The 11,798-nt window shown below is 70.5% G+C and carries 16 protein-coding genes; 11 read left to right on the forward strand and 5 right to left on the reverse strand.

What is annotated here, in order from left to right; genetic code table 11:
* Window position 1: 1 nt before the first annotated feature.
* Complete coding sequence (locus tag Microterr_RS00600) at window positions 2-1,693, forward strand: FAD-binding protein (RefSeq protein ID WP_263796744.1); 1,692 nt, start codon at window positions 2-4, stop codon at window positions 1,691-1,693.
* A 12-nt stretch (window positions 1,694-1,705) separates the two neighbouring features.
* The gene (locus Microterr_RS00605; protein WP_263796743.1) at window positions 1,706-2,044 is read left to right on the forward strand and encodes a potassium transporter Trk; all 339 of its coding nucleotides are present in this window, start codon (window positions 1,706-1,708) and stop codon (window positions 2,042-2,044) included.
* Between the two features lie 33 nt (window positions 2,045-2,077).
* Here Microterr_RS00605 and Microterr_RS00610 read toward each other — a convergent pair whose 3' ends face one another.
* A complete protein-coding gene (locus tag Microterr_RS00610) occupies window positions 2,078-2,689 on the reverse strand; it encodes a zinc-binding alcohol dehydrogenase (protein ID WP_263796742.1) in 612 nt (203 codons plus the stop codon).
* A 66-nt stretch (window positions 2,690-2,755) separates the two neighbouring features.
* Here Microterr_RS00610 and purM point away from each other — a divergent pair, with 66 nt between their 5' ends.
* From purM to Microterr_RS00625, 3 genes are all read left to right on the forward strand, one after another.
* On the forward strand, window positions 2,756-3,907 hold the full coding sequence (gene purM / locus Microterr_RS00615; protein WP_263796741.1) for a phosphoribosylformylglycinamidine cyclo-ligase: 1,152 nt from the start codon (window positions 2,756-2,758) through the stop codon (window positions 3,905-3,907).
* Window positions 3,908-3,913: 6 nt separating this feature from the next.
* Window positions 3,914-5,374: an amidophosphoribosyltransferase gene (gene purF / locus Microterr_RS00620; RefSeq protein ID WP_263796740.1), complete on the forward strand. Its 1,461-nt coding sequence runs from the start codon at window positions 3,914-3,916 to the stop codon at window positions 5,372-5,374.
* 67 nt (window positions 5,375-5,441) lie between these two features.
* Window positions 5,442-5,819 carry a TIGR02611 family protein gene (locus tag Microterr_RS00625; RefSeq protein WP_263796739.1) on the forward strand — a complete coding sequence of 126 codons (378 nt, stop codon included), beginning with the start codon at window positions 5,442-5,444 and terminating at the stop codon, window positions 5,817-5,819.
* Between the two features lie 10 nt (window positions 5,820-5,829).
* Here Microterr_RS00625 and Microterr_RS00630 read toward each other — a convergent pair whose 3' ends face one another.
* The gene (locus Microterr_RS00630; protein WP_263796738.1) at window positions 5,830-6,012 is read right to left on the reverse strand and encodes a DUF3073 domain-containing protein; all 183 of its coding nucleotides are present in this window, start codon (window positions 6,010-6,012) and stop codon (window positions 5,830-5,832) included.
* 155 nt (window positions 6,013-6,167) lie between these two features.
* On the opposite strand from Microterr_RS00630, the gene Microterr_RS00635 reads away from it, so the two are divergent.
* Entirely contained in the window at window positions 6,168-6,704 is a 537-nt protein-coding gene (locus Microterr_RS00635; RefSeq protein ID WP_263796737.1) for a universal stress protein, read from the forward strand.
* An 83-nt stretch (window positions 6,705-6,787) separates the two neighbouring features.
* Here Microterr_RS00635 and Microterr_RS00640 read toward each other — a convergent pair whose 3' ends face one another.
* Both Microterr_RS00640 and Microterr_RS00645 read right to left on the reverse strand, forming a co-directional pair.
* On the reverse strand, window positions 6,788-7,399 hold the full coding sequence (locus tag Microterr_RS00640) for a PadR family transcriptional regulator (protein WP_263796736.1): 612 nt from the start codon (window positions 7,397-7,399) through the stop codon (window positions 6,788-6,790).
* Entirely contained in the window at window positions 7,399-8,265 is an 867-nt protein-coding gene (locus Microterr_RS00645; RefSeq protein WP_263796734.1) for a DUF4097 family beta strand repeat-containing protein, read from the reverse strand. Before Microterr_RS00645 ends, Microterr_RS00640 begins: the two co-directional genes overlap by 1 nt.
* Before the next feature lie 165 nt (window positions 8,266-8,430).
* Here Microterr_RS00645 and Microterr_RS00650 point away from each other — a divergent pair, with 165 nt between their 5' ends.
* The gene (locus Microterr_RS00650) at window positions 8,431-9,210 is read left to right on the forward strand and encodes a MerR family transcriptional regulator (RefSeq protein ID WP_263796732.1); all 780 of its coding nucleotides are present in this window, start codon (window positions 8,431-8,433) and stop codon (window positions 9,208-9,210) included.
* 126 nt (window positions 9,211-9,336) lie between these two features.
* On the opposite strand, the gene Microterr_RS00655 is transcribed toward Microterr_RS00650, so the two are convergent.
* A complete protein-coding gene (locus Microterr_RS00655) occupies window positions 9,337-9,501 on the reverse strand; it encodes a hypothetical protein (protein WP_263796730.1) in 165 nt (54 codons plus the stop codon).
* Window positions 9,502-9,669: 168 nt separating this feature from the next.
* Here Microterr_RS00655 and Microterr_RS00660 point away from each other — a divergent pair, with 168 nt between their 5' ends.
* Genes Microterr_RS00660 through Microterr_RS00675 form a run of 4 tightly spaced genes read left to right on the forward strand, consistent with a single transcriptional unit; the run spans window position 9,670 to window position 11,749 of the window.
* Window positions 9,670-9,939 carry a DUF7218 family protein gene (locus Microterr_RS00660; RefSeq protein WP_263796729.1) on the forward strand — a complete coding sequence of 90 codons (270 nt, stop codon included), beginning with the start codon at window positions 9,670-9,672 and terminating at the stop codon, window positions 9,937-9,939.
* Between the two features lie 5 nt (window positions 9,940-9,944).
* Window positions 9,945-10,910 (forward strand): DNA topoisomerase IB, encoded by a 966-nt coding sequence (locus tag Microterr_RS00665; RefSeq protein WP_263796728.1) that lies wholly within the window; start codon window positions 9,945-9,947, stop codon window positions 10,908-10,910.
* A gap of 9 nt (window positions 10,911-10,919) precedes the next feature.
* Window positions 10,920-11,357 (forward strand): fluoride efflux transporter FluC, encoded by a 438-nt coding sequence (locus Microterr_RS00670; protein ID WP_263796727.1) that lies wholly within the window; start codon window positions 10,920-10,922, stop codon window positions 11,355-11,357.
* The gene (locus Microterr_RS00675; RefSeq protein WP_263796726.1) at window positions 11,354-11,749 is read left to right on the forward strand and encodes a fluoride efflux transporter FluC; all 396 of its coding nucleotides are present in this window, start codon (window positions 11,354-11,356) and stop codon (window positions 11,747-11,749) included. Before Microterr_RS00670 ends, Microterr_RS00675 begins: the two co-directional genes overlap by 4 nt.
* Window positions 11,750-11,798 lie beyond the last annotated feature (49 nt).

The following is an 11,798-nucleotide window of genomic DNA, read 5'->3' on the forward strand; positions in this document are numbered from 1 at the left end:
CATGACCGAAGAGTGGGATCGCGAGGTCGACGTGCTCATCGCCGGCACGGGCGCAGCGGGAATGGTCGCGGCCATCACCGCCGCCGATGCGGGGCTCGAGACGCTGATCGTCGAGAGCACCGGACGCTGGGGCGGCACCACGATGCGATCGGGCGGGGGACTGTGGCTGCCCGACAACCCGGTGATGCGACGGCGCGGCATCGCCGATTCGCGCGCGGAGGCACTGACCTACCTGGAGGCCGCGATCGGCCCCGTCGACGGTGTCGGCCCCGCATCCTCGCAGGCGCGTCGCGAGGCATTCGTCGACAACGTCGCGCCGTTCGTCGAGCTGACCGAGCGCCTCGGCGTGCGATGGTCGGTCGGCAAGGACTACCCGGACTACTATCCCGATCGTCCAGGCGGCAAGATCGGCCGCTCCATCGAGGTCGTCCCGATCGACGCCCACAAGCTCGGCGACTGGCAGAAGACCAGCCGCATCGGCGACGCCATCCCGGTTCCGCTGAAGAACGACGACGTGTGGCTGCTCTCACGCGCCTGGTCGACCGCATCCGGCTTCGTCCGCGGCGCGCAGTTCGTCTTCCGCACCCTGGCCGGACTGCTGACAGGGCGCAAGCTCGTCGGGATGGGCGGCGGGCTCATGCTCAGCCTCGGCCTCATCGTGAAGAACCAGGGCACCGAGCTGCTGCTCGACGCTCCGCTCACAAGGCTCGTGAAGGATGCGGACGGCACCGTGGTCGGCGCCGTCGTGGCCACGGCCCACGGCGACCTCCGGGTGCGCGCCCGCCGCGGCGTGATCCTGGGCGCGGGCGGCTTCGCCCACCACACCGCCTGGCGCGAAGAGCACCACGGCATCTCCGGCTTCACCTCTGCCGCGGAGGGAGACCTCGGCACGGCGATCGCGGCCGGTGCGGAGGCGGGCGGCGCGCTCGCGCTGATGGACGACGCCTGGTGGGGGGCGTCCGTGCCGATCCCCGGCAAGCAGGCGCTGTTCGTGCTCAACGAGCGCAGCGACCCGTTCAGCATCGTCGTCGACCAGACCGGCGCCAGGTACCTGAACGAGTCGGAGAGCTACATCGACTTCGGGCACCACCTGCACGAGCGCAACGAGACCGTGCCCGCGAACCCGTCGTGGCTGATCACCGACCGCCGGCACAAGCAGCGCTACATGTTCGCGGGCGCGCTGATGGGAGGCAAGGCGATGAAGGAGCAGGGCATCATCGTCGAGGCGCCCACGCTCGACGCGCTCGCCGAGCGCATCGGACTGGACCGCGACATCTTCCGCGCCACCGTCGCTCGCTTCAACGGGTTCGCTGCGACCGGCGTCGATGAGGACTTCGGCCGCGGGCGCACCGCCTACGACCGCTACTACAGCGACCCGCGCGTCAAGCCCAACCCGAACCTCGGGCCGATCGAGAAGGGTCCCTTCCGCGCCATCCAGCTCGTGCCGGGCGATCTCGGCACGAAGGGCGGCCTTCTCACCGATGAGCACGGGCGCGTCCTCGACGACGCGGGCGAGGTGATCGCCGGGCTGTACGCCGCCGGCAACACGACCGCGAGCGTGATGGGCCGCACCTACCCCGGCCCCGGCTCCACGATCGGGCCCGCCGCCGTCTTCGGCTACCTCGCCGCGCGGCATGCGGCAGCGGCGGCGGAACCGGTGGCTGCGGCCGACGACGCCTTCAGCGCGGGGTGAGACAATAGAGAGGTGACCCCGCAGAACTCCGAGACCGTACGCGTGCGCCGCGCGCCGAAGCTGTCGGTGTTCCTGCTGCTCGGCGCGGCCCTCGGACTCGTCGTCGCGATGATCCTCACGTTCGCGTTCGACGGCACCGAGGCAGCCTCGCCCGGCACCGGGATGCAGTACTCCACGCTGCAGGTGTTCGGCTTCCTCGCGCTGTACTGCGTGCCGGCCGGCCTCGCGGTCATGGGACTCCTCGCGGTCTGGCTCGATCGCCGGGCGGCCCGGCACACGCGCGAGGTCGTCGTCCAGCACGATCGCATCCACATCGACCCCGCTCAGGGGACGGACAGCTCCGAGGACTGACCGCTCCGAGGGCTGACCGGCGCGGAGTGCCGGCTAGGCCAGCTCGGCGATGATCGGGTTGATGGCCGAGTCGAACGCGGCCACATCCCCGCGCAGGCCGTCGGTGACCGCGATCGTGAGCGATCCGATCCACCAGACGCCGCGCTGCGTCAGCGGCAGCACCTGCACGTTCAGCTCGAACGAGTGCGCCCGCCGCCCGACCTGGCGCTCGTGCTCGGCGATCGCGCTCGCGTAGGCACGGTAGGCGCTGCCCGAGCTCGCTCCGATGTCCCTGCGGTAGCGCTTGTGTGCAGCGTCCGCGAACGCCAGCGCCTCCGGCCCGAACGGCTCGACGGCCGCGGCGAGCTCGTCCGCGCCCTCGGACGACAGTGCGACCAGCGTCTCGAATCCGTCCACGAGCATCAGCGGGACAGGTGACGGATGCGCCTGCGGCTCGACCGTCATCGCCCAGTACTCGCGCCACTGCCGTTCGAGCAGCGCCTGCTCGTCTTCGTCGCGCACAGCGGCGGCGGCGGGCACCCCGCGCAGCTGCGGCAGCTCGTCGGGAGAGCGGATGCCGAGCACCTGGCGCAGGTACAGGGCCACCAGAACGGGCTGACCCGCGTCCTCGCGGATCAGCCACTCCGGAGTCGCAGCGCCACCCATGCCGCCATTGTAGGGCGGGGTCCGCAGGCGAGGATCGGGAGTCTCCGGCACAGGTAGGCTGGAGACGTGGCAGCATCCTCCCGCGACGCCTCGGCGAATCCGTATACGGAGGCCGGCGTCGATACGGCGGCCGGCGATCTGGCCGTCGAACTCATGAAGTCCGCCGTGCGTCGCACCCACGGTCCAGAGGTCCTCGGCGGGGTGGGCGGTTTCGCCGGGCTCTTCGACGCGTCGGCGCTGCGCGCGTACCGACACCCGCTCCTGGCGACCAGCACCGACGGCGTCGGCACGAAGGTCGCGATCGCGCAGGCCATCGACAAGCACGACACCATCGGGCAGGACCTCGTCGGCATGGTCGTCGACGACATCGTCGTGGTCGGGGCCAAGCCCCTGTTCATGACCGACTACATCGCGTGCGGCAAGGTCTACCCCGAGCGCATCGCCGACATCGTGCGCGGCATCGCGGCCGGCTGCTCGGCCACCGGCACGGCGCTCGTGGGCGGCGAGACCGCCGAACACCCCGGACTGCTCGGTCTCAACGACTACGACGTGGCCGGCGCCGCGACGGGCGTCGTCGAAGCCTCGCGGATCCTCGGCGCCGACCGCGTGCAGCCGGGCGACGTCGTCCTCGCGCTCGCCTCGAGCGGTCTGCACTCCAACGGCTACTCGCTCGTGCGCCACATCGTCTCCGGAGCGGGCGTCTCGTACGGCGACACCGCCGCAGACTTCGGCACCACCTGGGGTGAGGCGCTGCTCGAGCCGACCCGCCTGTACACGTCGCCGCTGCTGCGCCTGATCACCGAGCTCGCCGACGGCGACCGCGACGGCGTGCACGCCCTCAGCCACGTCACCGGCGGAGGCATCGCGGCCAACCTCGCGCGGGTGCTGCCCCGCGGCACCTGGGTCGACGTCGACCGCACCACCTGGTCGCCGCCGCCGGTCTTCCGCGTGCTCGCCGACCTCGGCGACCTCGAGCTGACCGCCACCGAGGGCACCTGGAATCTCGGCATCGGGTTCCTCGCCGTGGTCTCCCCGGAGAAGGCGGATGCCGCAGCATCCGCTCTCGCGCAGGATGGCATCGCGGCATGGCAGGTCGGCGTCGTCCGCGCTGATGCCCTGCCGGACGGCCACTTCGAGCAGGGCGCCAAGGGCGTCGACGGCGGAGCCGTCCGCCTGGTCGGCGCATACGCGGACACCACCCACAACGGAGCGAAGTAACACCACATGTGCGGCATCGTCGGAATGGTCGGCAGCGGCCTCGTGAACCAGGAGATCTACGACGCGCTGCTGCTGCTGCAGCACCGCGGTCAGGACTCCACCGGCATCTCCACCGCCGAGCGCAACGGCGTCTTCCACCTCTTCAAGGCGAAGGGGCAGGTGCGCGAGGCGTTCCGCACGCGCGACATGCGGGCCCTGCTCGGCAACATCGGGCTCGGCCACGTCCGCTACGCCACGAAGGGCACCGCCTCGAGCGAGGAGGAGGCGCAGCCGTTCTACGTCAACGCGCCGTACGGCATCGTGCTCGTGCACAACGGCAACCTCACGAACACGCGTGAGCTCACCGACGAGCTCTTCCACAAGGACCGGCGCCACCTGAACACCAGCAGCGACACCGAGCTGCTCGTGAACGTGCTCGCCAACGAGCTGCAGGCATCGATCTCGGGCCTGGAGCTCGACCCGGAGCAGGTCTTCGCCGCGGTCTCGCGCGTGCACGAGCGCGTCGAGGGCTCGTACGCGGCGATCTCGCTGATCGCCGGCTACGGCCTGCTCGCGTTCCGCGACCCCTTCGGCATCCGCCCCCTGATCCTCGGCACCCGGCCGTCCGCGAGCGGCGGCTACGAGTGGATCGTCGCCTCCGAGTCGCTGGTGCTCGAGAACGGCGGGTTCGAGGTCGTCCGCGACGTCATGCCCGGCGAAGCGGTCTTCATCGACCTCGAGGGCCGCCTGCACACCAAGCAGTGCGCGAAGGACGCGAAGCTCGTGCCCTGCTCGTTCGAATACGTCTACCTCGCCCGCCCGGACTCGGAGATGAACGGCATCTCGGTGTACGAGGCGCGCCTGCGCATGGGCGACCGGCTCGCCGACACGATCGCGAAGTACACCCCGATGGGTGCGATCGACGTCGTCATGCCGATCCCCGACTCGTCGCGCCCCGCAGCGATGCAGGTCGCCCGCAAGCTCGGAATCGAGTACCGCGAGGGCTTCTACAAGAACCGCTACATCGGCCGGACGTTCATCATGCCCGGCCAGGCGGTCCGCAAGAAGAGCGTGCGACAGAAGCTCAACGCCATGTCGAGCGAGTTCAAGGGCAAGAACGTCCTGCTCATCGACGACTCGATCGTGCGCGGCACGACGAGCAAGGAGATCATCCAGATGGCGCGGGATGCTGGGGCCAAGACGGTGACGTTCGCGTCGGCCGCTCCGCCCGTGCGGTTCCCGCACGTCTACGGCATCAACATGCCGTCGCGCCACGAGCTCGTCGCGCACGGGAGGACGATCCCCGAGATCGCCGCGGAGCTCGGCGCGGACTACATGGTCTACCAAGAAGTGGAAGACCTGAAGGCGGCGATCCTGGAGGGCTCGGACGTCGACGACCTCGACATGAGCTGCTTCGACGGCCGCTACGTGACCGGCACGGTCTCGGAGGAGTATCTCGCCTGGGTCGAGGACTCGCAGGAGTCCTAGTCGTCGTCGGCGACCGGCATCCGCCGGCTCACAGCCAACTCACGATATATCGCGATACGGTCACGCCATGACGACCGACGACGCCACGCTCGAGAGCACGGTCCGCGCCGAGATCGCCGACGCCGAACGCTCCGACCGCCCGATCCGGCGGCTGCTGCGCCGCGTACGCGTCTGGCTGGGCGGTCATCCGCGGCTCGAGCACGGCTACCGCATCGCCGTGGGCATGTTCGGAGGCACGCTCGCGCTCGTCGGCCTGGTGCTCGTTCCGCTGCCGGGCCCCGGCTGGCTCGTCGTCTTCCTCGGGCTCGCGGTGCTGGGCACCGAGTTCCACTGGGCGCGACGCGTGGCCGGCTGGCTGAAGCGCCAGCTCGACAGGTTCTGGACCTGGTGGCGCGCCCGCCGGGCACGTCGGCGCGCGCAGCAGAAGCCGACGACGGTCGGCTAGGAGAGGCCGGTCAGGCCTTCTCGTCCTCGTACTCGTCGGTGTACTGATCCGCCCACTTGTCGACGTACTCGGGCTCGCCCGTCTCGGGGTGACCGAGTTCGCGCTCCAGAGCCGAGTAGTTGACGCTGTAGGTGTCGTACTTGAGTTCGCGGGCGATCTTGGTGTGCTTCGCCTTTTGACGGCCACGCCCCATGCGAGACCCCCTCATTTCGGAGTGCGGGCTGTGGATGCGAGCCCGCTGACGTCGATCCGGCTCCAGGGCCGGTAAGAGTAGCATTCAGGATAACACGGAGCCTTCAGCCCCTGGCGGCTCCGCCACGGGCGAACTGCCGGAAGGACGGGCGACTCATGAGCGACGAAGCTGCGGAGAACACGTCCCAGGACGCCGATGCGCCGCGCGGCGCTGTCATCGTCGGCACCGTGCCCGGACTTCCCTCTCGGGTGGTCAAGGAGGCGGCGCGCTACGCGAAGCTCCTCTCGGCCCCGCTCCTCGTGGTGCACGTCGACGTGACGCGCTTCGTCACCTACGAAGACCCGGACGGCTACGTCCACTCCGCGCCGATCGACATGAACATCGCCGCCGGCGAGAGCGACCTGGCCCTGGTGACCGCCGAGGCCGCCGCCCTCCTCGAGGGGCACGGCGTGGACTGGACGGTGCGTCAGCTCGTCGGCGACCCCGCCCTCGCGATCAAGCACCTCGCCGAGCAGACCGACGCGAAGCTGATCGTCGTCGGCACCCGCAAGCGCGGCATCGGGGAATCGATCCGCGAGTTCTTCACCGGCTCCGTCGCCGCGCGTCTGGCGCACCGCCAGCACCGGTCGATCCTGGTGGTCCCGCTCGGCGAGCCCGTCGCCGACGACGAGGACATCTGGCCCACCGACTGACCCCCGATCCGTTTACGGACGGGACACGCCGCTTCCCCAGGCGGGCAAGCGGCGTGTCCCGTCCGTAAACGGGGTGGAGAGGGTCAGCCGCCGCGGAGGGCGCGGGTGAGCTCGCGCGCGGCCTCGTCGAGCCGGGTCGCGACGTCGTCCACGATGGATGCGGTCAGCTCGCCGCCGCGGGCGACGTAGGTGCGGATGTCGGTGCGCACCTGACCGCGGAACCCGTTGACGACGGTCTCCAGCCGATGCAGTTCCTCGCGCGAGCGGGTGCGGGCGTCGTCGGCGGGCGGAGCCTGGGTGGTGTGGGTGCGGTCGGCCTGCGCGGCTGCCGCGAGGTCGGCGCGAAGGCTCTTCATCGCCTCACGCACGCCCGCGCGCACCTCATCCGCGATGAGCCGCACGCTGTCGGCGAGCCCCGCCTCGATGCCCTCGAGGTCGGCGGCACGTGAGGCCACCTCTGCGCGGCCGGCGTCGGTGATCTCGTAGATCGTCTTGCGGCCGTCCACGGTCTTCGTCACCATGCCCTCTTCCTCGAGCTTGGCCAGCCGTGGATAGATCGTGCCCGCGCTCGGGGTGTAGGTGCCCCCGGTGCGGTCCGAGAGGGCGTGGATGATGTCGTAGCCGTGCCGGGGCCCCTCGTCGAGCAGGTTGAGCAGGTACAGGCGCAGATCGCCGTGCGAGAAGACGGGGGTCATCACCACTCCTGCTCTGCGGTGTCGGCCTCCACGGAACCCGACGGCTCCGGGGTGCTCGTCACCGCGCGGCGGAGCACGGTGACGGAGCCGGAGACGGAGTTGACCCGCACATCCGCGAACGAGCCGCTGAGCTCGCCCACCGAGCCGACCCAGTTCGTCAGTCCGGTCGAGGAGCGGACGACACCGTCGATCTGCACGCGCCCGCTGACGCTGCGCGCGACGTAGTTCGCCGGCACGCCCTCGTCGATGCGGATGGTGGCCTTTCCGCTCACGGTGTTGAGGTTCACTGCGTGGATCGAGCCGGTCGCGTCCACGAGCATGTCGCCCGAGACGGTGTCGATGTTCGCCTTCGTCAGCGCGCCGGCGATGGCGACGTCGCCCGAGACGGAGTTCGCCGTGGCAGCGCCGGACACCCCGCGCGCCTGCACGTCGCCGGAGACGGCGTTGACGCTGAGGTCGCCGCCGAGTCCGTCGACGATGATGTCGCCCGAGACGGTGTTGAGCCGGACGTCGCGGTCGAGGCCGGCGACGAGCGCGCTCGCCGAGACGACGCCGAGGGTGAGGGCGATCGAGCGGGGGACCGCGACGCTGATCTCGGCCTTCGGGCCGCTGGTGCCGAAGTTGCGGAACACCTCGAGGAAGTTGTCCCAGCGCAGCTGCGGGTGGTCGATCTCGACGAGGTCTCCGGAGACCTCGATGCGCAGGTCCTTGATGGTGACGGCGTGCACCTCGATGCGGATGCCCGGCTCGTCGTGGGCGATCACGTCGATCTGGCCGCCGATGAGGCCGACCTTCAGCATCCGTGCGTCCTCGATGTCGATGACGCGGGTCTCGCCAGGGTGGATGAGCCACTTCTCGATAGTCATGTGTTTCTCCTGAGGTGGTCGTATCGCGATATATCGCGTTGAAGGCAGGCTAACACGATATATCGCGTCTGTGTCAAGCGAGCCCCCGAAGTTCACAGGAATCCGGCTTGACATTGACGCTGCGGAAAGTTCTAGCGTGGTGTCTGAACAGGAAGGAGGGGTCACATGGACACCGTCGCTGACGAGACCGAGTGGTCGATCCAGCAGATCGCGCGGCTGGCGGGCACCACGAGCCGCACCCTGCGGCACTACGACGACATCGGGCTGCTCGCGCCGTCGAGCATCGGGCGCAACGGCTACCGGTACTACGACCAGGCCGCTCTCGTGCGGCTGCAGCGGATCCTCCTGCTGCGGGAGCTCGGTCTCGGGCTGCCGCAGATCGCCGATGTCCTCGAACGCGAATCGTCCGAGGAGAGTGCCCTGGCGAGCCACCTGGCGTGGCTGCGGCAGGAGCAGCAGAGACTGGCGCGGCAGATCGCGTCGGTCGAGATCACCATCGAAGCACTGAGAGGAGGTGAACGACTCATGGCTAAGGACATGTTCGACGGCTTCGACCACACCCAGTACAAGGACGAGGTCGAGCAGCGCTGGGGCCGCGACGCGTACGCGAAGGGCGACGCGTGGTGGAGCTCGAAGAGTGCGAGCGAGAAGGCCGAGTGGAAGGAGCGCCTCGCCGCGCTCACGGGCGACTGGATCGCCGCAGCCGAGGGCGGCGTCGCCCCCGACAGCGACGAGGCGCAGCAGCTCGCCCGCCGTCACGTGGAGTGGCTCACCGGGGTGCCCGGCACTCCGGCCGCCGCGCCCGGCGGCGACGTGAAGGGCTATGTCATCGGACTCGGCGAGATGTACGTCGCAGATCCGCGCTTCGGCGCGAACTACGGCGGCACAGCCGGTGCCGAGTTCGTCCGCGACGCGCTGCGCGTGTACGCGGAGGCGCACCTGTAGCGGAACCGCTCGTCCCACGGAAAAGAAGGATGCCGCGGCTCGACGTGTGACGTCGAGCCGCGGCATCCGTGCTCCTGGAGGGAGCGGGACCCGGCCCGGGGTGCGGCCGGCCGCGCCTGCTGGGGGTCAGGCTCGGTTGCGTCCGGAGAGAACTCGGAAGAGGAACGCGATCAGCGCGATGACTCCGACGATCAGAGCCACCCAGAGGAGGAACTGCAGACCCTCCACGAGGCCGCCGGTGATGGCGAGGATGACCGCAACGATGATGATGATGATGAGCGCAAGGTTCATGCTCCGACCGTGGCAGAACCCGATCGCACGCGGAAAGGGGTTGACCGACGCGGGGCGCGGTGCTAGCGGATGGGAACGCTCCCGCTAAACCAGGCGGTCCACCCTGTCAAGCCCCTCAGGCGCCTCGATCGGCGTCGATAGCCTCGCCGGGAGCGAAGGGAGAGCACCATGCCTGCAGGACGAGGATCCAACAGCCTCAAGAATCCCGACATGTATGAGGAGCTCCGCAAGGACGGCGCATCGAAGGAGAAGGCCGCGCGCATCTCCAACGCCGTCGCCCGCGACGGCCAGAAGGCGGTGTCCCGTCGCGGCGGCCGCGCCGGCGACTACGACGACTGGACCGTCGGCGACCTGCGTGCCCGTGCGAAGGAGCTCGGCATGTCCGGCTATTCGGGCAAGCGCAAGGCCGAGCTCATCGACATGCTCAGAAATCACTGACGCACGTGGTGCGCCTGCGCCGGGTGCACCCGGACTCCGACCCCGGCTTCCGGCGCGTGCGCGCCGGCGCCGGTTTCCGCTACGTCGACGCCGACGGCGACGGTGCGGGAGAAGACGACCGTGAGCGGATCCGGGCGCTCGTGATCCCACCGGCCTGGGAGGACGTCTGGATCTCCGCTGCGGCCAACGGGCACATCCAGGCCGTCGGGACGGACGAGGCCGGGCGCCGTCAGTACCTCTATCACCCTGACTGGCGCGCGCGCCGCGACTCGGGCAAGTTCGGACGGTCGCTCGCGCTCGCCGCCGCGCTGCCGCACGCGCGGGGACGCGTCACCACCGCGCTGCACCGGGAGCGGCTCGATCGAGAGCATGTGCTCGGCGCCGCGTTCCGGATGCTCGACTCCGCCGCGCCGCGCATCGGGTCCGCCCGGTACCTCGAGCGGCACGGCAGCCGCGGCCTGACCACCCTCCAGCGCCGCGATGCGCGGGTGAACGGCCAGGAGATCACGCTCTCGTTCCCTGCCAAGAGCGGGCGTCGCGCCTTCATCGAGATCGACGACGCGGATCTGGCTGCCACCATCGAGCAGCTGTCCGCCGGTCGCCCGCGTTCACGGCTGCTGGCGTACGAGAGCGGACGGCGGCGGGTCCCACTCACGCCCGCCGACGTGAACGCCTATGTGCGCTCGCTCACCGGCGGCACCTTCACCGCGAAGGACTTCCGCACGCTCCGGGGCACGATCCTCGCCGCGGAGGCGCTCGCCCGCATCGGCACGGTCGACACGAAGTCCGACCGCAAGCGTGCGGAGCAGCTGGCCGTGCGGGCGACGGCCGATGCGCTCGGCAACACCGTCGCGGTCGCACGAGGCAGCTACATCGATCCGCGCGTCTTCGCCCTGTATGGCCGCGGCAAGCTGCTCGACCTGGGTGTGTCGCCCGAGTCGGCGATCCGCTCGCTCATCCAGGGGCCGTAGGTTGGGGGCGTGCGCCCCCTGATCCGCCCCGCCGTGCTCGGCGTCGTCGTGCTGGGCGGGATGCTGGGGGTCGCGCTGCGGGCCGCGCTGACCCCCTGGCCGGGCGACCTCGCGTCGGTGGTGCTCGCCACTCTGGCGATCAACGTGGCCGGGTCCGGCCTGCTCGGGATCGTGGTCGGCTGGCTGGGCGACCGCCGTCCCCTCACGCGGGCCTTCCTCGGCACCGGCGTGCTCGGCGGCTTCACCACCTACAGCGCGTTCGCCGTGCACACCGTGGCGGTAGGCAGCGCCGTCACCCTCGACGGATACGAGCCCTGGATGCTGTGGGCCCTCCTGCTCGTCGCGTGCTCGCTCGCCGGCGGGGCGGCGGCGGCCGCCGCCGGGCTCTGGATCGGCGACCGGCTGTCCGGCGCCCGACCCGGCGATGTCGCGGAGCCGACGACGTGACGGGCTGGACGTTCGCGGGACTGGTGGTCGCCGGGGGTCTGGGAGCCGGCGCGCGCGCCCTGCTGGATGCGTGGGTGATGCGGCGGCGGTCCGGGCCGTTCCCGTGGGGCATCCTCGTGGTGAACGTGACGGGGTCGTTCCTGCTGGGGCTGCTCACCGGAATCGGCGCCGACACCCTCGGCGCATGGACGATCGTGCTCGGCGCCGGGCTCCTCGGCGGGTTCACCACCTTCAGCGCCGTCTCGGTCGATACGGTCCTGCTCGCGCGGCGCGGACGGGCCCGGCTCGCCTGGGCGAACCTGCTCGGCACCGCTCTGCTCTCGGTCACCGCCGCGGGGCTCGGCATCCTCGGCGGGCTCGGGCTGGCGGCGGTGACCGGCATGGGATACTGAAGCCCCGATACATCCGCGTATCGGCGCGCCGCGGCATCCGTCTCCGGCC

This window comes from Microbacterium terricola (assembly GCF_027943945.1).
Lineage (GTDB): Bacteria > Actinomycetota > Actinomycetes > Actinomycetales > Microbacteriaceae > Microbacterium > Microbacterium terricola.

Coding starts and splice junctions, on each gene's coding strand:
- Microterr_RS00600 (WP_263796744.1), top strand. CDS start 2: ATGACCGAAGAGTGGGATCGCGAGGTCGACGTGCTCATCGCCGGCACG.
- Microterr_RS00610 (WP_263796742.1), bottom strand. CDS start 2,689: ATGGGTGGCGCTGCGACTCCGGAGTGGCTGATCCGCGAGGACGCGGGT.
- purF (WP_263796740.1), top strand. CDS start 3,914: ATGTGCGGCATCGTCGGAATGGTCGGCAGCGGCCTCGTGAACCAGGAG.
- Microterr_RS00625 (WP_263796739.1), top strand. CDS start 5,442: ATGACGACCGACGACGCCACGCTCGAGAGCACGGTCCGCGCCGAGATC.
- Microterr_RS00630 (WP_263796738.1), bottom strand. CDS start 6,012: ATGGGGCGTGGCCGTCAAAAGGCGAAGCACACCAAGATCGCCCGCGAA.
- Microterr_RS00635 (WP_263796737.1), top strand. CDS start 6,168: ATGAGCGACGAAGCTGCGGAGAACACGTCCCAGGACGCCGATGCGCCG.
- Microterr_RS00640 (WP_263796736.1), bottom strand. CDS start 7,399: ATGACCCCCGTCTTCTCGCACGGCGATCTGCGCCTGTACCTGCTCAAC.
- Microterr_RS00645 (WP_263796734.1), bottom strand. CDS start 8,265: ATGACTATCGAGAAGTGGCTCATCCACCCTGGCGAGACCCGCGTCATC.
- Microterr_RS00650 (WP_263796732.1), top strand. CDS start 8,431: ATGGACACCGTCGCTGACGAGACCGAGTGGTCGATCCAGCAGATCGCG.
- Microterr_RS00655 (WP_263796730.1), bottom strand. CDS start 9,501: ATGAACCTTGCGCTCATCATCATCATCATCGTTGCGGTCATCCTCGCC.
- Microterr_RS00660 (WP_263796729.1), top strand. CDS start 9,670: ATGCCTGCAGGACGAGGATCCAACAGCCTCAAGAATCCCGACATGTAT.